Origin of the sequence: Chitinophaga varians (assembly GCF_012641275.1) — a bacterium.
Taxonomy (GTDB): Bacteria; Bacteroidota; Bacteroidia; order Chitinophagales; family Chitinophagaceae; genus Chitinophaga; species Chitinophaga varians_A.
Genome location: NZ_JABAIA010000002.1, coordinates 1,888,768 through 1,906,295, shown reverse-complemented (window position 1 = coordinate 1,906,295; position 17,528 = coordinate 1,888,768). Strand labels below are relative to the sequence as shown.

14 protein-coding genes are annotated in these 17,528 nt (G+C 50.5%); 3 read left to right on the top strand and 11 right to left on the bottom strand.

The window, feature by feature from the left end; genetic code table 11:
* Nucleotides 1-24 precede the first annotated feature (24 nt).
* The 4 genes from HGH92_RS22510 to HGH92_RS22495 all read right to left on the bottom strand — a co-directional run bounded on the left by HGH92_RS22510 (nucleotide 25) and on the right by HGH92_RS22495 (nucleotide 6,680).
* On the bottom strand, nucleotides 25-1,548 hold the full coding sequence (locus HGH92_RS22510) for a RagB/SusD family nutrient uptake outer membrane protein (protein WP_168872991.1): 1,524 nt from the start codon (nucleotides 1,546-1,548) through the stop codon (nucleotides 25-27).
* A 10-nt stretch (nucleotides 1,549-1,558) separates the two neighbouring features.
* Nucleotides 1,559-4,855 (bottom strand): TonB-dependent receptor, encoded by a 3,297-nt coding sequence (locus tag HGH92_RS22505; protein ID WP_168872990.1) that lies wholly within the window; start codon nucleotides 4,853-4,855, stop codon nucleotides 1,559-1,561.
* 119 nt (nucleotides 4,856-4,974) lie between these two features.
* A complete protein-coding gene (locus tag HGH92_RS22500) occupies nucleotides 4,975-5,985 on the bottom strand; it encodes a FecR family protein (protein WP_168872989.1) in 1,011 nt (336 codons plus the stop codon).
* A gap of 53 nt (nucleotides 5,986-6,038) precedes the next feature.
* On the bottom strand, nucleotides 6,039-6,680 hold the full coding sequence (locus HGH92_RS22495; RefSeq protein ID WP_168872988.1) for an RNA polymerase sigma factor: 642 nt from the start codon (nucleotides 6,678-6,680) through the stop codon (nucleotides 6,039-6,041).
* A 189-nt stretch (nucleotides 6,681-6,869) separates the two neighbouring features.
* Between HGH92_RS22495 and HGH92_RS22490 the strand changes: the two genes are divergently transcribed.
* Both HGH92_RS22490 and HGH92_RS22485 read left to right on the top strand, forming a co-directional pair.
* Nucleotides 6,870-8,489 carry a M28 family metallopeptidase gene (locus tag HGH92_RS22490; RefSeq protein WP_247654998.1) on the top strand — a complete coding sequence of 540 codons (1,620 nt, stop codon included), beginning with the start codon at nucleotides 6,870-6,872 and terminating at the stop codon, nucleotides 8,487-8,489.
* Between the two features lie 6 nt (nucleotides 8,490-8,495).
* Nucleotides 8,496-9,284, top strand: a complete 789-nt coding sequence (locus HGH92_RS22485) for a zinc-dependent peptidase (protein ID WP_168872987.1) — start codon at nucleotides 8,496-8,498, stop codon at nucleotides 9,282-9,284.
* Here HGH92_RS22485 and HGH92_RS22480 read toward each other — a convergent pair whose 3' ends face one another.
* The 4 genes from HGH92_RS22480 to HGH92_RS22465 form a co-directional block, all read right to left on the bottom strand.
* Entirely contained in the window at nucleotides 9,285-9,971 is a 687-nt protein-coding gene (locus tag HGH92_RS22480; RefSeq protein WP_168872986.1) for a SlyX family protein, read from the bottom strand.
* A gap of 76 nt (nucleotides 9,972-10,047) precedes the next feature.
* A complete protein-coding gene (locus HGH92_RS22475; protein WP_168872985.1) occupies nucleotides 10,048-11,565 on the bottom strand; it encodes a hypothetical protein in 1,518 nt (505 codons plus the stop codon).
* The gene (locus HGH92_RS22470; RefSeq protein ID WP_168872984.1) at nucleotides 11,504-12,502 is read right to left on the bottom strand and encodes a FecR family protein; all 999 of its coding nucleotides are present in this window, start codon (nucleotides 12,500-12,502) and stop codon (nucleotides 11,504-11,506) included. Before HGH92_RS22470 ends, HGH92_RS22475 begins: the two co-directional genes overlap by 62 nt.
* Nucleotides 12,503-12,520: 18 nt before the next feature.
* Nucleotides 12,521-13,063, bottom strand: a complete 543-nt coding sequence (locus HGH92_RS22465; protein WP_168872983.1) for an RNA polymerase sigma-70 factor — start codon at nucleotides 13,061-13,063, stop codon at nucleotides 12,521-12,523.
* A gap of 134 nt (nucleotides 13,064-13,197) precedes the next feature.
* Here HGH92_RS22465 and HGH92_RS22460 point away from each other — a divergent pair, with 134 nt between their 5' ends.
* Nucleotides 13,198-14,400: a cytochrome-c peroxidase gene (locus tag HGH92_RS22460; protein WP_168872982.1), complete on the top strand. Its 1,203-nt coding sequence runs from the start codon at nucleotides 13,198-13,200 to the stop codon at nucleotides 14,398-14,400.
* A gap of 73 nt (nucleotides 14,401-14,473) precedes the next feature.
* Here HGH92_RS22460 and HGH92_RS22455 read toward each other — a convergent pair whose 3' ends face one another.
* The 3 genes from HGH92_RS22455 to HGH92_RS22445 all read right to left on the bottom strand — a co-directional run bounded on the left by HGH92_RS22455 (nucleotide 14,474) and on the right by HGH92_RS22445 (nucleotide 17,474).
* Nucleotides 14,474-14,947 carry an MEKHLA domain-containing protein gene (locus tag HGH92_RS22455; RefSeq protein WP_168872981.1) on the bottom strand — a complete coding sequence of 158 codons (474 nt, stop codon included), beginning with the start codon at nucleotides 14,945-14,947 and terminating at the stop codon, nucleotides 14,474-14,476.
* 10 nt (nucleotides 14,948-14,957) lie between these two features.
* On the bottom strand, nucleotides 14,958-16,697 hold the full coding sequence (locus HGH92_RS22450; protein ID WP_168872980.1) for a thiamine pyrophosphate-dependent enzyme: 1,740 nt from the start codon (nucleotides 16,695-16,697) through the stop codon (nucleotides 14,958-14,960).
* A 384-nt stretch (nucleotides 16,698-17,081) separates the two neighbouring features.
* A complete protein-coding gene (locus HGH92_RS22445; RefSeq protein WP_168872979.1) occupies nucleotides 17,082-17,474 on the bottom strand; it encodes a hypothetical protein in 393 nt (130 codons plus the stop codon).
* Nucleotides 17,475-17,528 lie beyond the last annotated feature (54 nt).

Sequence of the window (17,528 nt, the reverse complement as noted above, 5' to 3'; positions counted from 1 at the left end):
AACCGTTATGTATTCTAAAAATTACTATTGTGCCAGAGGGTTGTTCAGCGTTTCCTTCAGTGGCAGCGGGTAATAGCTTTTATCCAGCGTGAAGGTCCTGCCGGCTTCCTGCATCTGTTGCGTCAGCAGGCCCCAGCGGCGAAGATCGTAGAAACGGCTGCCTTCCAGGGTGAACTCCATCACGCGCTCATGTACCAGCTGCTTGAACACATCGGCGGTGTTAGTCAGGTTCAGTGGCGGCATAGCAGAACGGGCACGCACATCGTTGATCTCCGCCATCGCTGTAGCGGTAACGCCGATGGCGTTCTGCGCTTCGGCGTACAACAACTTCACATCTGCGTAGCGGATGATCGGGATATTGATAGCGTTGGCGTTTCCCAGTTTATCGAGGCTGGCAGGTATCCATTTACGGAAAGCGATGGTGTTGTTTTCAAACACTTTACCATACGTATAGCCATACACGCGCGGATTGGCGGCATCGTTAAAATAATCGTCGTTAAAAAATACGGTATTGTATACACGATGGTCATACAGGCCGTCGGTGGCCACTTTTCCTTCTTTCAGCATTTCTGTCAGCAGCCGCGGAGCGCCATAGATCTCACCATAACCACCCAGTTCTGAAGCGGCCATCCAGTCGCTGAGATAGGATTTGTAGTAAGCGCCGTTGGACTCGTCCATGGTTTGTTGCAGTTCAAATACTGACTCCGTGGTATTGGCCGTGGTACCGTTGAACATAGACAGGTAGTTGGGCACGAGGCTATATTGTTTGGAGTCGATCACTTTCTTCAGCCACGCAGAGGCCTCTGTGAAGTAGGTGTTAGCGTTGGCTTTGTCTTCACCGGCACGATAGATGAGCGCTTTACCAAGGTAAGCCTGGGCAGCGCCTTTGGTGGCACGGCCCAGTTCCGTAGCAGCTCTTTCGCTTCGCAGTGGCAGGTCTGGTTCTGCGGCTTTCAGGTCAGCGATGATCATGTCCCATACTTCAGGACGGGTAGAGGGGGCTTTCGGCAGATCTGCTTCACCATTAGGTACTTTATCACGGATGATCACTTTCTCGAAGTTGGTGATCAGCTTAAAATAATAATATGCGCGCAGGAAGCGGGCTTCCGCCAGGATCATTTTTTTGCTGGCATCATCGATCTGTTTATCGGTCATCATGCTGACATTCTCCAATACCTGGTTGGTGAAGTTGATGCCGCGGTAGTTGTCCCGCCACAGCAGGTCGATAGCATAGTTGCCGGAGTTATAGCTATAGTTATAGATCTCCATCCACCAGCTGTAGTTGTAGGCGTCGGCACCTGGCTCTACATAATCTTCGCGGTAGTATTCGCGGCAGGAACGAGCCTCCACGAAGTTATCCCAGCCGGCAAAGCTTTCTATCCTGGAATAGGCCGCGGCCAGGCCGGTGAGGGCGCGGTCGCGGGAGGTCCAGAAGTTATCCGATGTAAGCTTGTCGGGCGATGCCTGTTCAAGCAGCTCTTTTTTACAGCCGGTGTTGAATACCATGGCTGCGGATAATAAGGATATATATAACAAAGATTTTTTCATAACCATTTTTTTAGAATTCCAGCTGTGCGCCAGCCATCAATACTTTGTTTTGCGGATACATCAGGCGGTCCAGGCCACTGTTGAGAATGTCTGTACGGCCAATCTCAGGATCTGGTCCGGAGTATTTGGTGAACGTGAGGATATTCTGTGCACTTACGTACAGGCGTAACCGTGTGACTTTTATCTGTTGCAGGAGCTGTGGCGAGAAAGCATAACCGAGGGTTACGTTTTTCAGGCGCAGGTAGCTGCCGCTTTCGAGGAAGCGGGTGGATTCGCGGTTATTGTAGTTGGGGTCGCCCAATACGGCGCGAGGCACGTCAGTGTTGGTATTCTGCGGTGTCCATGCGTTGAGGGTGCTTACGTCGAAGTTACGGCCGGCGTCCATGCCTTGCAGTTCGTATTTATTGCCGTTGTAGATTTTGTTACCGCCTACGCCCTGCCAGAAGAGCTGGAGGTCGAAACCTTTCCAGGCCACGCTCATATTCAGGCCATATTCAATTTTCGGGAAAGAGCTGCCTTTGTAGGTTTTATCGGCGTCGTTGATCACGCCGTCGCCGTTGCTGTCTTTAAAGCGAACGTCGCCCGGTTTGGCATCCGGCTGCAGCAGTTCACCTTTGCTGTTTTTGTAGGCAGCTACTTCTGCGTCTGACTGGAAGAGGCCATCCGCTTCGTACAGGTAGAAGGCGCCCACTTCGGTGCCTACCTGCGTGGTGTTAGGAACGGGACCGGTGCCGTATTTGAGGCCGGTGCCATACAGTTTCTGTCCGTCGTTGGCGAGTGCCAGTACTTTGTTTTTCACCTGGCTAACGGTACCGGTTACACTGTAGCTCCAGTCGCCTTTTTTATCAGCCCAGGTCATTTCCAGTTCCCAACCGCTGTTTTTGAAGCGGCCTACGTTCAGGATAGGGTTGTTCAGACCATTGCTGGGGGCCAGTTCCCTTCTGATCAACACGTCGGAGGTGATGTTATTGAAGTAGTTGAACGCACCGGTAAGTTTGTTTAAAATAGCGAAGTCGAAACCTGCGTTGCGGCTGGTATTGGTTTCCCAGCGCAGGTCTTTGTTACGCAGCTCCCAGGCGGCGCCGCCGGGCCATGCTGTGCTGCCGGAGCCCTGTACGGAGCCACCGCCCCACAGGTTGTTGATTAAGATCAGCTGCTGGTGGTCATAGGCGTTCAGCACTTCTTCATTGCCCAGTTGGCCGTAGCTGGCACGCAGCTTCAGCATATTAAGCCAGGTAAGGCTTTGCATGAATGATTCGCTCTGGATATTCCAGCCCACGGACACGGAAGGGAAAGTACCATAACGGCGGTTGACACCGAACTTGGAAGATCCGTCGCGACGAACAGCCAGCTGCAACAGGTATTTACCATCATAGGCGTAATTGACACGGCCCAGCCAGGAGAGGCGGTCAGTCTGCCAGCGGGTGCCGGTAGCGCTGAAGGTACCGCCTTTGGCGCCGTCCATAGTATTAAACAGCGGATCGAGGAAACCACCCGGTACGATGTCGGAAGAGATCTGACCATCTTTCACGGAATAGATGGTGGTTTTACCGTCAGCAGTAGTGAGTACGTTATTGTAGGTTTTTTCGAGCGCGGTGTAACCGGCCAGCAGGTTCAGGCTGTGTTTACCGAAGCTGCGATCGTAGTACAACAGGTTTTCCATCAGACGCTGACGTTCATTCCCACGGTTGTCCTGCAACTGTGCGAACGGAATCAGCGGATCATTGGCGCTGGCACGGTACGGCGGATGGTAAGCATAGGTGAAATAGTTGCTGTTGGCCAGGCTCAGGTTGGTGACGAACTTCATGCCTCTCAGCAGTTCGAGCGACAGGCGTGCGTTACCATTGAAATATTGTGTTCTGTTGCTGTTATCATTGTAGAAGTTCACCCCTACCGCGTTCTCAAACTTAGGCAGCTGGTTGATCTGCAAAGCATAACCATATTTTTCCTTCTCGTCGTATACTGGTAACAGCGGTGACTGGAAATAGGCGTCTTTTACGCTGTAAGGCACGTCGCGGCGGTCTGTTTCTGCGTATACCAGGTTGGCTTCCACGGTGAGGCGGCCTTTTTTATATTCGTTACGGGAGCGGATGGATTTCTTCTTGAAGTTGGAACCCAGGAAAGTGCCTTTCTCATTGGTGATATTACCACTGAGGCCATAAGTGAAATATTCGCTGCCGCCGGTGAGGTTAAGGCTGTAGTTTTCGCTGTTGCCCTGTTGCAGGATTTCATCCTGCCAGTTGGTATTGGCGGTGATGCCGCTTTTCAGGTAAGCAGGTCTTTTGGTGCTGGGCGGTGCAGCGTCGTACATCATAGTATGTACTTTCAGGTAACCGTCGGCATCGAGCAGGTGTTGTTTACCGGTAGGGTTTACCATGCTGTACCAGGTGTTGAATTCAATTTTCGGCGCGCCTTTTTTGCCTTTTTTGGTGGTGATGAGGATCACGCCGTTGGCAGCCACGGAACCGTAGATAGAGGCCGCGGCGCCGTCTTTCAATACTTCGATGGAAGCAATATCGTTGTTGTTGAGGTAATAGGGATCTGCGGGGCTGCCGTCTACGATAAACAGCGGCTGGTGTGAGCCGAAGGTGCTGATGCCACGCAGGCGGATATCGGCCATAGCGCCGGGGGCGCCGCCGGTGTTGGTAACGGTGAGGCCTGCCACTTTACCTTGCAGGGCGTTGACAGGGTTGTTGCTGGCCACATTGGAAATTTCGCTTCCTTTTACGGAGGTGATGGCGCTGCTTACATTGCGTTTGCTTTGTGTGCCGTAACCTACTACCACCACTTGGTCCAGTACTTTGGTAGAAGCAGCAAGGGTAACGGCCAGCGGACCGTTTCCGTTGACTGTTACCTCTTGTGTTTCATAGCCGATGAAAGATACTTCCAGTACCGCTCCTGGCTGCAGGTCGGTAAACCGGAAGGAGCCTTTCACGTCTGTGAGCATACCACGGGGCGTGCCTTTTACCCGAACGCTGACGCCGGGCAGGGCTTCGCCGGTATTGGACTTCACCACGCCTTCCACCACTTTTTCCTGTGCCGGTTGTGCGGCTGTCAGGGAAGAAGTGGCCGGTGCCGCTTTCACCAGGATGATGTCTTCTGTCATCCTGAACTGCAGCGACGTGGCATGGCCTATTTCCTGGAGTAAACCTTCTACTGTCCTTTCTTTTTTATCGATGGTTACAGGCTTCAATTTTTCCAGATCATCAAGATTGTACGAGAATTTCAGGCGGGTGTTTTTCTCGAGGTACTGAATAACACTGAGTACCTTTGTCTGCCTGAATCCCACGTCAATCTTATCTTTCAAGCCCTCTGCTATTTGCGCCCAACTTAGCAAAAGGGATGATAGGAGCATGGCACAGCATGCCCTCAGAAGGGATGTCTTCTTCATAACGCATTTTGGTTGTTTAGATGTACCTGTGTGGACTATTTACTGATTGGTTGCACAAATAAAGTGTCGTTTTTTGTCACAGACTGCAGTCCGTTGACAAAGCAAACTGCTGCCAGCACTTCATTCAGCGGTTTGTTGTTGAATACGCCGTTAAAGCGGATAGGTTTATTTTTACGTGTGATTACTTTTACATTGATACCATACCAATATCCCAGCGTGGCCGCTATCTCGTCAGGAGATGCGTTGTGGAAAACCAGGCGTCCGCTGCGCCAGGCTTTTTCTTTTTCAGGATCGAATTTGTTTTTTACGAAGCGGGCATGTGCTTTTCCTGTAGTCAGTTGTTCACCGGGTATTAATTCAGCGACGGCTGTTTCCTGTGCCACGCGCACTTTCCCTTCCACGAGGGTGACGGCAGCCTGTTCATCATAATGATAAGCGCGCAGCTTAAAAGCTGTTCCCAGCGCCTGTACCTGCAGATTGCCGGTATATACCGTAAAGGGCTTGCCTTCCGCTTTGGCCACTTCAAACAATGCTTCTCCTTCCAGTATAAGGTCGCGTTGCTGCCCGTTATAGTTGGCCGGCACTTTCAGCGTGCTGTGTGCATTCAGGACCACGAGACTTCCATCTGCTAACATGACATGGCGCCGGAGACTGTCGCCTGCCTTAAAAAGCGTATAGGACTTAGCATCTTCCTTAGAAGCAGCAGTACGGTGTGTGGCCAGCCACCAGGTAGCGGCGGCCAGTGGCAATGCCACAGCGGCAGCGATACGGGTGATCCTTTTCCAGGAAATCCTTTTTACCGGCGTGTCTGCAACGGCAATAGCAGCTTTCAGTTTACCGAATTCGGCTTCCTTTTCATCCGGCGTGATACGCAGGCCTAAGCGGAACAGCCATTCGCGGGCTTTGGCCGCTTCCTCCTGCTTGTGCGGGTAGCGTTCCAGCCAGTCTTCCCAAAACAGCACGTCCTTTTCGTTGCTGCGCAGGCAGTAACGAACGAACGAATCGTTCAAAATAAAGTCTTCCGCCTTATACTGCTGTAAGTCCATGCCAGGCATTTAACTATAAAGAGGGGGGTATGTTTGTTTTTTTACCAAAGAAATCAGGAAAAATTTTCCAGATCGATCAAAAGCAGCAGCAGTGCGACAAACGTGGCATCAGTGTATACCTCCCTGATGCGTACGAGGGCATTGTGAATGGTATTATAAATGGTGCGGGGAGTGGCGGCCGTTTTAACGGCTATTTCTTCTATGCTCAGGTCTTCGTAAAAACGCATCCTGATAAATTCTTTCTGGCGGCTGGTGAGCAGCGCCAGCATTTTTTCCAGCTTTTCCTTTACCAGGCTGTCTGTTTCCTGGCGTATGAGCACTGTTTCGTAAGGTTGCTCTTCAGGCTCGGGGAACAGCTGACTATCGGTCAGCACCGTGCCTTTCTGGTTTTTGGTTAACAGTTTATATAGTTTTCTTTTAAAGCAGATAAAAAGGTAGGCCTGAATGTTTTCAGGCATGCCGAGCTGATGGCGCTTACGCCAGATGTCTACAAAAACATCGTTGATGGCTTCTTTCACCATGCCTTTGTCCAGCACAACGGAGATACCGTAGTGATAGAAATTGTCATAGAGGTCGTGGTAGATTTTATACAGTCCCTGTTCATTGTCCTGCTGCATTTCGTACCAGAAGCCGGCATAATCCTTTTCACCGTACCGGCCAGCGCTGGATTCGGTTGAGCGATGTGCATTGAGCATACAGCTGAGCATTTTGGTTGGCCCGTGGGAGCAATTGTTGTTCTGATTCCGGCGGCAAATTAATGGTTTAGATTGAAACAACCACCTCTTTTCTTGCAGGCGGCTGACAAAACCGCATCCGGCTTTTCGTATTTTTAATTTTGTTATTTTTATCAAGAATGGTTTTTGTTTATTATCAATCCTCTTAATTTGAAAACACCCATCATCTTTAGCATGGCCGCCTCCCTGTTGTGGCAGGGCGTAAAGGCCCAGGATTCGTCCGCCATCCGGGCGATCAATGCCAACAGCTTCGCGAGACACATACAGGTATTGGCGTCTGACGCCTTCGAAGGCCGTAAGCCCTTCACCCGCGGGGAAGACAGCGCCATCCACTACCTGGCGGCCCAATTCAAAGCGCTGGGACTGAAACCCGGCAATGGCAACAGCTACTTCCAGGAAGTGCCCATGGTGGCCATCGGCTCCAAACCTGCCGGTAATATGGTGATCAAAGGCGCCAGCGGCGAGGTGTCCCTGCAATATCTTGACGATTATGTGGCCGCCACCCGCCGCGTACAGGAACAGGTCAACATCCGTAATTCAGAACTGGTATTTGCCGGGTATGGCATCGTGGCACCGGAATACGGGCATAACGATTACGCCGGCCTCGATGTGAAAGGCAAGACCGTCATTGTGATGATCAATGATCCCGGCTTCGCAGATAAAAGTCTTTTTAAAGGCCGCACTATGACCTACTACGGACGATGGACGTACAAGTTCGAAGAAGCATCGCGGCAGGGCGCTGCAGGCGTGATCATCATCCACGAAACAGCCGCCGCCAGCTATCCCTGGAAAGTGGTGCGCAGCGGATGGTCCAACTCCAAACTGCACCTCCAGACGGCCGACAATAACATGTCCAGGACCACCATGGAAGGCTGGATCACCCAGGACGCCGCCAGAAAAATTTTCCAGCTGGCCGGCATCTCCCCCGACATCATGGAAAAAGCAAAACAAAAGGATTTCAAACCGGTAGACCTGCACCTGCAAACATCGCTGGTGATCAACAATACCATCAAAAAATCCACTTCGCATAATGTGCTGGCCATACTGCCAGGCGCTAAAAGACCGGATGAATGCGTAGTGTATTCAGCGCACTGGGACCACTTCGGTATCGGTGAACCGGTAAAAGGCGATTCCATTTACAATGGCGCCGTAGATAATGCCACCGGCACCGCAGGGCTGCTGGAACTGGCCACTGCCTTCACCCAACTGAAACAAAAACCGGCGCGCTCCGTGCTGTTCCTCTCTGTTACCGGAGAAGAACAGGGCCTGCTGGGCTCCGAGTACTATGCCGCACACCCGGCGTTCAAGGCTGAGAAAACAGTGGCCGATATCAACCTGGACGTGCTCAATACTTTTGGCCGCACCAAAGACGTGACCGTCATCGGCATGGGCCAGTCGGAACTGGACGAGTATGCGCAACGGGCCGCCGCCAAACAGGGCCGCATTACCGTACCGGAAGCCAATCCCGAAGGAGGTTGGTTTTTCCGCTCAGATCACTTTAACTTTGCTAAAAAGGGTGTCCCCGGTTTATACCTGGGCCCAGGCAACGATATAGTGGGCAAAGCTCCCGGCTCCGGAAAAGAAAAAACGGCAGAGTATAACCGTTTACGTTACCACTCCCCCGCTGATGAGTTTAACCCCGATACCTGGGTGATGGACGGCATGGTAGAAGATGTACGCCTCATGTTCGACGTTGGTTATACCCTCAGCAACGAAAGCACTTTCCCGCAATGGAAAAAAGGCTCTGAGTTCAAGGCGTACCGGAAATAAGGTAAAATGATCATGGTACTATTCGGATTAATTATGATAGGGCTGATCCTGTTCTTGTACTTCAAGAACCTGGTCAACCGCCACCAACTTAAGAAAACAGCAGTTCCCGACACCTATCGGGAACTGCTGCAAACACATGTACGCTATTACCAGCAACTCACCGACACGGATAAAAACCGCTTTGAGCAACAGGTACAACGCTTTCTCAAAAGAACGCATATTGAAGGCGTAGGCACGGAAGTAGAACCGCTCGACCGCGTGCTGGTAGCTGCCAGTGCCATCATCCCCATCTTCGGCTTTAAAAACTGGGAATATTTTAACCTCACCAATGTGATCCTCTACCCCGACACGTTCGATGAATCGTACCAGTATGAAGGCAACCGCCGCAATATCCTGGGCATGGTGGGCAGCGGCGCGCTCAACGGGCAGATGATCCTCTCCCGCTCCGCGCTACGGGAAGGCTTCTCCAACACCACCGACAAAAGCAATACCGCCATTCATGAGTTTGTACATCTGCTCGACAAAGCAGATGGCACAGTGGACGGACTGCCCACTAAACTGCTGGAACACAGTTATAGTATTCCCTGGCTCAAACTGGTACACCAGACCATCCAGGAAATGGCAGAAGGCCGTACAGATATTAATCCGTACGGCGCTACCAATGAAGCCGAATTTTTTGCAGTGATTTCAGAATACTTCTTTGAACGGCCGGACCTGCTTTCAGAGAAACATCCCGAGCTATATAAAATGCTGTCACATATTTTCCAGCAGGACCCAGCTAAAAGCGCTGTCTGATCAGGGTTTGCCAACTTTATCCGCGAGCGCTTTCACGGTGGCTTTCAGTGCTTCTATTTCTTTTTGTTGCTGAAGGATGTACAGCGTAAGCTCTTCGATTTTCTGCATTTGTTTGCGCTGCATGTCACCAAGGTCCAGTCCGTCCTGTTCTATGGCGGCGGCGGAAGGAATGTCAGGAAGGTGTTTGTGCGTGTTGATGTGCTGCTGCACTTCCGCGAGTGATGGCAATTTGTAACCGGGATCGAAAACATAGTCCGCCCAACCGTTTAAGGTCACTTTCATTTTTTTTGCGGTGACAGTTCCCACTACTGCCAACTCAGATTGCGGCCTGGCTGTGCCGATACCAACACGGCCATCATCTGTGATTGTGAAGCGGCCTGCGCACATTCCGCCTCCCGTACATCCGGCGTTGTCATAAGCCCAGAACTGCAGGCTGTTTCCATAACCACTGCCGGTCATGTTGTAGATGATCCAATCTTTTGCCTGACCGGGTTGATTTTTTGCAGGATTAGAGATGAAAACGCGTCCTCCGATGTTGGCGTCACTAATAGTGCTCATCAGCGCGCCTCTGGCAAGAATATTTCCATTTACATCCAGTCTTTGCGTAGGTGCTGTAATGCCGCCGATACCAACGTTGCCGTTAGCATCTGTTTGGACTTGCGCAAACAGGCACACAGGAAATAACATTCCTAGTAAGGTAAGGGAATACTTCATAGTTGAATACGGGTTAAATTGTGATTAATCAAACTTCCTGTAAGATCTATTATTTCCTCCGGAAATCCAAACGGTAAGATACGCCCAGCTGCACGCCTATCCACGCTTTCCGGCTCTTTGGCTCACCGGCGCTAAAGTTATCACTGATGGTGTATAATGGCTTAAAATAACGCACGTCTTTCAGGGCTGTTTCTTCCGGTCTCCCCAGTGGCACAAGGTCTTTAAAAGTGTAATATTCCGCATTCAGTATGTTCAGGGATACGCCGCCCTGTACAGCAAAATGATCGTTCAGCCGCCTTTCCCCGAGGAGGGCCAGCTTATGCCATTGCATACGGACCTGTTTTTGAACAAACGTCGAAGAATCATAGTCAAACTCCATTCTCCCGGTGGTGGCCTGGAAATGCAGGCGCCAATCCTCGTTCATTCGTACCGAAGTGCCGGCGCCATAACGCAGTCCGGATGCGCCGCGCCCTGTTCCCCAGGAGGCGATGGCATACAGGAAGGGCATGCCTGCCTGCAATTGGCCATTTATATAAAAGGATTCTTCCAACGTCACACCTGCGCTTACAAAGGGGATGAGGCCTGGCCGGGGGCCGTCGCCGGCATTGCGGATGCCGGTAAAGGAACCGTTGGAATGGCGGAACCAGTTGGTGAGAAAAAACGAATGTTCACGTTTATTCTTAGCTGTTATACGTTGGGGAGCTGAAACGTCAGTCGTTTTTTGTGGCGGATTATTGGCAGCCGGCTGTTTCCGTATAGCCTCAGCAGTTAGAGGCGGATTGGCTTCTGCTTTCACACTGGTATCGGGCCCGGGGAGGATGCCGGTGTACCCTTTCTTTTCTCCGCGGGAGAAACTGATATTGACTATCCCGTTCCTGCTTTTTTCTTTTTGCCCTTCGGGCAATTTCATTAGCGATAGGTTTAAGAGGCCGGAATCCGGCCGGTAAAGCACAGTATCTTTCTTGTTGACAGCCATCGCGGCTTTCAGGGTATCTGGCCTGATGATGGCAGCATCGGGAGATTGTGGAGGACGGGCGGTGACGGAGTTTTTAGTCAGCATCGGCATTTGTGGCGTAGCAACGTTGTTCACCGCCTGTGCATTATTTCGAACAGCTTCCGGCATTTTCCGGGCAACGGCCTGTTTTTTCAAAATAGCCGTAGTGGGTTTTGGCGTCACCCCAGCGAGTGCCTGTTTTACCGGTGGCGCATCTACGAAAATAACGTGCCCGCCCAATAAGCGGTAACTGATGCCGGTTTGCCGTTGGATGTCCTGCAGCAAAGCGCCCAGCGGCTGTATTTTTTTATCGAGATGAATTAAGCGGGAAGGCGGGAATTTGCGGGTATTCAGCGAGAAGCGGGCCCCGGTCTGTTGCCCTACTGCCTGTAACAATTTATCCAGTGGCATTTCCTTTGCCTGGATGGTAATATTTTTTTGAAGGTCAACGGCAGATGACTGACTATAGCCCTGTACAGCTCCTGTCAACAAAAAAACGGTCAGCAGCCATCTACCCACCACAGCCGACGCCGCTGATAAAAACCTGGTCCTTTTCAATTCTGCATGTGACATTCAGCGTAACAGATATAACCTCAAAAACGTATTCGATAGGTTTGTTTTCAAATGTGCTGCTCATGGTACAACCTTCCAGTGCCTTATTTTCAAATACCACACGAACGCCGTACGCCTTTTCCAATTGCGCGGCAATCTCTTTCAGTGTCATATCTTCGAAATTAAATACCCGGGTGGCATACCCCAACTGATTGGTATTAAACGCACCGGCAGTGAGCCCCAGCTCCTTCCGGGCGATGTGATAAACACCTTCCTGCCCGGCTTTCACCTGTATGCTGCTATCGCCCCGCGACATACGCACAGCACCGGTCTTCACCATGACAGCGATAGTGGTGTCGGACTGCCGTACGTTGAAGGAGGTGCCCAATACCTCTACCTTGACATCTCCTACTGACACAATAAACGGTTTATCCGGCCGCGAAGTTACATCAAACCATGCTTCACCCAATAATTTAACGGCACGAACTGTATCTTGAAAACCTGATGCGTATTGCAATGAAGAATGACTGTTAAGCACCACTGTTGACCGGTCTGGCAATGTGTCCCTGCGTATAGCCTCATCCGTGCGTTCCGACACCTGGGCCAACGTGTTACGCGTATGGTGAGACCGAAGAATGAAAAACAAAACAGCGGCAACGCCTGTCAGCAAAGCCACAGCCGCTGCGATACGGCCTATTCCTGTCATACGGCGGACGGCCGGCCGGGGCCTCAGCCGCTCCTGCAGTTCCTGTAATGCCGTGGCCCTGTCGGGCAACTGGTAGCGTTGCTGCAACGCCGCATCATCCCATATCGCCGCCACCTGGTCATACACCTTCCGGTGGTCGCGGTGTTCCCTGATCCAGTCATCCACAGCCATCGCCTCTTCCGGGGTAGCTTCCCCGGAAAAATATCTCCCTAACAACTCATATGGCAGGTTTTGGTTTTCAGCAGTGCTCATTTTCTGTAAAATTGTAACTTATAAAAACAAACAGGCAAACAGTATCATTACCATTATATCAAACAGCTTGGCTCTCAGTATCTTCAAAGCTTTGCCCATCTGTACTTCCACGGTCTTGACCGACAAGCCCAGATCTGCCGCTATCTCAGCATACTTCCGCCCTTCAAAACGGCTTTTGCTGAAAATGAGCCGGCATTGCGGGGAGAGATTATCTATATGTTCCATGATCCGCCGGTGGGTTTCTTTGCTCACCAACTCATTACGGTGCTCAAAGACCGGTGGACGTTGCGCCAGGTAATTGTCTTTCACTTTCTCATGCCGCCTGACATTGAGACAATAATGATATACCGCCGTGTAGAGGTACGACTTGATGGACTGTTGTTCATCAATATCCGCCCGTTTTTCCCATAACTTCAGAAAAACGGCCTGTACGGCGTCTTTTGCCTCGTCATTGTCTTTCAGTATCGTGAAGGCATAACGGTGCAACCCCTCAAAGTAGGTATGAAAACATTCCTCCACCAGTTTATCCTGGTCATTTGCCTTGCCAAAATGTATATCCACCTTAATTGTTTCAATAACTACCGCTAATACACCTTCACTTTAAAATACCCTTATCCGGCGGCAAAAATAAATTAATTTCTTTCCCGTAAGGGGAAATCCAGGGCAACGTGTATTATGGGAAACCCAAGCACACCATGCGTTATTTAACATTATCATCGCTGTTTTTGCTGTTCCTATTATTTGCCTGTAAAAAAAATGATCCGGCACAACTGCCGGGCCATGATGGAAACGGTCAGAGTCAGGAGCCACCAGCCAACACGCCCGGCGTCCCTCACCTGCCGGCTGCCCTGTATGATTATGTGGGCACCATCAATAACATGCCCCCCTATATGAAGGCGTTCCTTGCCAGCCGCACTGACCTTGACAATACGCCCGGCGCCAATCCTATCAACAATGCCGGCGCCACGCTGGGCCGCGTATTGTTTTATGATAAAAACATGTCGGTCAACAATACCCGCTCTTGTGCTTCGTGCCATCACCAGGACAAAGCATTTACGGACGGCGTGGCCCACTCCTCCGGGTTCGACAACCAGGTCACCCGCCGCAATGCCATGCCGGTGGTAAACCAACGTTTCTTCGGCGCCAAAACCATGTTCTGGGACATGCGGGCCGCCGACCTGGAAACACAAACGCTGATGCCTGTACTGGACCATATCGAAATGGGCATGCCCTCGCTCACCGCACTGGAAACAAAGCTCAATGGTATTTCCTACTATCGCCCGTTGTTTAAAGCGGCGTTCGGAGATGAAAATGTGACTTCGCCCCGTATTGCCAATGCGCTGTCCCAGTTTATCCGCAGCATCGTGTCTTTTCAGTCCAAATACGATCAGGGGCTCGCCAGTAATCTCAGTAACCTCAGCGCCGATGAAAAGAACGGGCTACGGCTGCTGCAGGTCAACTTCTGTACCGAATGCCACAGCGATTTTGCTACTGCGCAATATGGCAAGCTCCCCTCTTTTCTCGTTTCCGACAATACCGGCATCAATACCGGCTTCGGTTCCAACAACGGACTGGAAGCCGATTATACGGACAAAGGCATCGGTGAAATCACGCACAAGCCCGCTGACCAGGGCACTTTTAAAATACCTAGCCTTCGTAATGTGGTGCTTACCGCGCCGTATATGCATGACGGCCGCTTTGCTACGCTGGAAGACGTATTGGAACATTACAATCATGGCATCAAAGGTAATCCCAACCTGGGCATACAGCTCAGTGCTGTGGCCGGGTCTGGCGTCCCTTTGACCACAAAAGACAAAAGCGATATCATCGCCTTCCTGAAAACATTAACGGACGAGCAGCTGATCAAAGACCCGAAATATGCCGATCCGTTTAAATAAATGTGTGTGTATGAATTTTAAAAAAAGGGCCACCCTCTTCAGGTTGGCCCACTGACAACAGTAGTTTCCATTCTTATTTTACACCGGTATACCAGTCAGGTCTTTCCGTTTCCTTCAGCCAGAAAAGCGCCGCCTGCCCCAGCGGTGTTCCGTCTTCCTGCGTTAACCGCCATACCACACCGTCATAAATAGTAAAAGTATTACCGTACTTGTCAACGCGCGGACCAGTATAATGATAGGCAATACCATTGAGCGTCACATCGTGCAACAGGCGTTCCCGTTCACTTCTGTCCTGCGGCGCCGCGCTTAGGCGGGAAGGCAGTTGTAGCAGCTCTTCCGGGGTGTACTTAAAACAGGACAACGCATATTGATTGGCATAAATAAAATGCGGATCAGCACCGGTGCCATGTGCCAGGATACTATAGGGCGCCTTTTCGTGCAACCACTGCGCCCTGGCTGAAACATCCGGCGGCGACGGAAGCGCCTTGCCGTTCCTGGTGAAAAAATTATGATCTATCTGTGTAATTAAAGACAAAAAAGAAGGCATGATATAATAGTTATAGATTTTTGAGACGGGGATTCTGGCCCAGCTCCTGCTGGTGGTCTACGGGCACTTCTATGAGCAGGGAACGTTGCCCTTGTGTTTCCATCCGGTGTAACAGCTCTTCCAGGTTGCCCAGGTCAGGTTGCAGTCGTGCTGCGTCCCAGCTACATGCCCTGGCGATCGCACAATAATCGATGGCGGCAACGCGCGCATGATAATGCGGCGCTGCGATATCAGGCAGTACTTTTTCCAATCCCTGTTCCACGATAGACAAGGATTCATTGTTCAGCAGAAAAATGACGATGCCCAGTTGGCTTACCTCTCCTAAAGAGCCGGAAAAAAGGCGGAAACAACCATCTCCCGTAAACAAAAAAACAGGACGGTCCACATCCGCCAGCTTCGCGCCCACCGCTACGCCAAAAGCGCCGCCCATAGCAGAGCCGCGGTAAAGAGAATAGAAATTGATATTATCATTGGGGCGTTGTGTTACGTACTGACGGTCTTTATAAGCCAGGCAAACATCATCCACTCCCAGTGAATGTGCAGGCCACCATTTGTTGAGCCGCTGGTATAGCGTAGCCATATTTACATAACCTTCCCTTGGCATGGCAAACGGCGTGTCGTTCAGATCTGCCGGCGCTTTTGCAACGGGCCTGTTCGCAAAGGGGTAACGCTGCCCTGCGCTGATCAATGCGCTTAATAAAACATCCAAAGGACCGTGAACATGATCATAGCCGCCGGTGGCCACATGGCGCAGACTGTTGTCCACCAGTCCGTACGCTTCGAAAATGTTACCCAAAAAATAAGTATGGGCCGCCTTAAAACCGCTGAAGTTAATAGTGTATTCATCCGGGCAGGCGCCCAGTACTACCAGCACATCCTGTTCACCAAGCGAATTGAACAGGGCCATTGCCTTGTCATTTCCACCGAAGGAAATATAGCCGTACCCGTAAGGGTTGTCCTGACTTACGGCGTTCGCACCGTTGATGCTCCAGATGGCCGCAGCCTGTAGTTGTTCGCACAACTGCGTAGTGAGCTGCTTCGCCTGGGGATAACGCGCCATTTCTTCTCCCACTAATACCACCACCCGTTTATCGGCGGCTGTTTTGCGGAAAGAAGCCACAAAAGCATCCAGGTAGTCATCTTCTGCAACGGTCTCCTCTTCAGGCAGGGGCATGGAATATTCCATCAGCGGGGCGCCTACTGCTTCGTTGTCCAATGCCAACACCACTGGCCGGGATCGGTCCAGCATCGCTTTGGCAGCGGCCAGCTGTGCGGTCAGTGAAAACGGATCGTTCAATACAAAAACAGCATCTCCCAATTCCGCGCGTAACTGCGCTACGGCATTACTTCCATATACGGAAGTATCCTGTAAGGGAGAAAAACCCTCGGTATGACTACCAGAAACAGGCACAATAAAAACCGCTGGTATGTCGTGCAGCTTGGCATCACTTAATCCACAAGTGATCAACTTGGTAGCAGCACCGGTAGTGGCCACCGCAGCGGCAATCCGGCCACTGGCAAGGTAATAGCCCAACGGAACAAAGCCCGCGCTGTATTCCCCCAACGTTAAAAATGAAGGATCATGAGAGGGCAGGTCTTCCAGGGGCTTAAGATGTTTTAACAAGTGAATAACGCCGCCGCCTGTAACGCCGGTGTACAAATGAATACCCCATTCGGTAAGGGTGTCAATAATAAGCTGATAATTATCAGCCACGCATGGAGGATTTCCATAAAGGTTACTGAAGGTCATAGAATACGGATTAAAATTGATGTATCGCGGTTTTCCTAAAAGGTCTGCATGAGGATATAAAAGAGGGATTTTTAAGAAGAATGATAGATAAGGTTTTCAAAAAAAGATATACGGTGCATTGCTCACACTCACTGATAATACAAGATAAATTAGTATTTCTAACAAAGCAAATTTTTCATGATCAGCATCATGATCATTAACGCGCATATGCCTGATTTTCTGCGCTATGGAAGGCTATTATTTTTTTGTTACGCGAAAATTAAGTAGTTATCCTTACTTTATATATTAGTAACACAGCCACGCACTGTAGTACAAATACTACAACTTTTCTCATCAAACTGTCCGGGATGAATCCCAATTCTTAAAATCATGGTATGTTGCAGATTACTCCGACTCGTTTCCTTCGAGCTTCCTGACTATTTTTATCTGCCTCAGGGTCATTAGACCATAAGTAATAGCGGTGACCACGACTAGTGCTTTCACTATCCAAAGTATTATACCTTTGCTCCCCTCTGCAGATCCGCTGCTTATTGCCACTCCAGCCGCCACATATAGTATTAACAGTTTCAGCACTAAGGTGAACTCACTTTGCTGCAGCTTCATGTTGAAACTTGTCATTTGCCTGGCTTCAAAACCCAGATACAATGCCAGTATAATATCCATTATCAGAAAACCAGAGAATTCATCAAAAAAAAGGTGTCGACGTTTTAGATCACTTACTATTGCGAGCATCATAACAGTAATACCCATGACGACAGCGGATCTTCTATCTTTCATTGCTGGGTTTATTTATCGTCTAATTTACGCTATTTACCATAGTTCAGTTGCTCA

What these genes read in the sequence shown, in the direction of transcription:
- HGH92_RS22500 (WP_168872989.1), bottom strand. Translation starts at nt 5,985, where the DNA reads ATGGACTTACAGCAGTATAAGGCGGAAGACTTTATTTTGAACGATTCG.
- HGH92_RS22460 (WP_168872982.1), top strand. Translation starts at nt 13,198, where the DNA reads ATGCGTTATTTAACATTATCATCGCTGTTTTTGCTGTTCCTATTATTT.
- HGH92_RS22445 (WP_168872979.1), bottom strand. Translation starts at nt 17,474, where the DNA reads ATGAAAGATAGAAGATCCGCTGTCGTCATGGGTATTACTGTTATGATG.
- HGH92_RS22470 (WP_168872984.1), bottom strand. Translation starts at nt 12,502, where the DNA reads ATGAGCACTGCTGAAAACCAAAACCTGCCATATGAGTTGTTAGGGAGA.
- HGH92_RS22450 (WP_168872980.1), bottom strand. Translation starts at nt 16,697, where the DNA reads ATGACCTTCAGTAACCTTTATGGAAATCCTCCATGCGTGGCTGATAAT.
- HGH92_RS22510 (WP_168872991.1), bottom strand. Translation starts at nt 1,548, where the DNA reads ATGAAAAAATCTTTGTTATATATATCCTTATTATCCGCAGCCATGGTA.
- HGH92_RS22495 (WP_168872988.1), bottom strand. Translation starts at nt 6,680, where the DNA reads ATGCTCAATGCACATCGCTCAACCGAATCCAGCGCTGGCCGGTACGGT.
- HGH92_RS22455 (WP_168872981.1), bottom strand. Translation starts at nt 14,947, where the DNA reads ATGCCTTCTTTTTTGTCTTTAATTACACAGATAGATCATAATTTTTTC.
- HGH92_RS22480 (WP_168872986.1), bottom strand. Translation starts at nt 9,971, where the DNA reads ATGTTATTTCCTGTGTGCCTGTTTGCGCAAGTCCAAACAGATGCTAAC.
- HGH92_RS22485 (WP_168872987.1), top strand. Translation starts at nt 8,496, where the DNA reads ATGATCATGGTACTATTCGGATTAATTATGATAGGGCTGATCCTGTTC.
- HGH92_RS22475 (WP_168872985.1), bottom strand. Translation starts at nt 11,565, where the DNA reads ATGTCACATGCAGAATTGAAAAGGACCAGGTTTTTATCAGCGGCGTCG.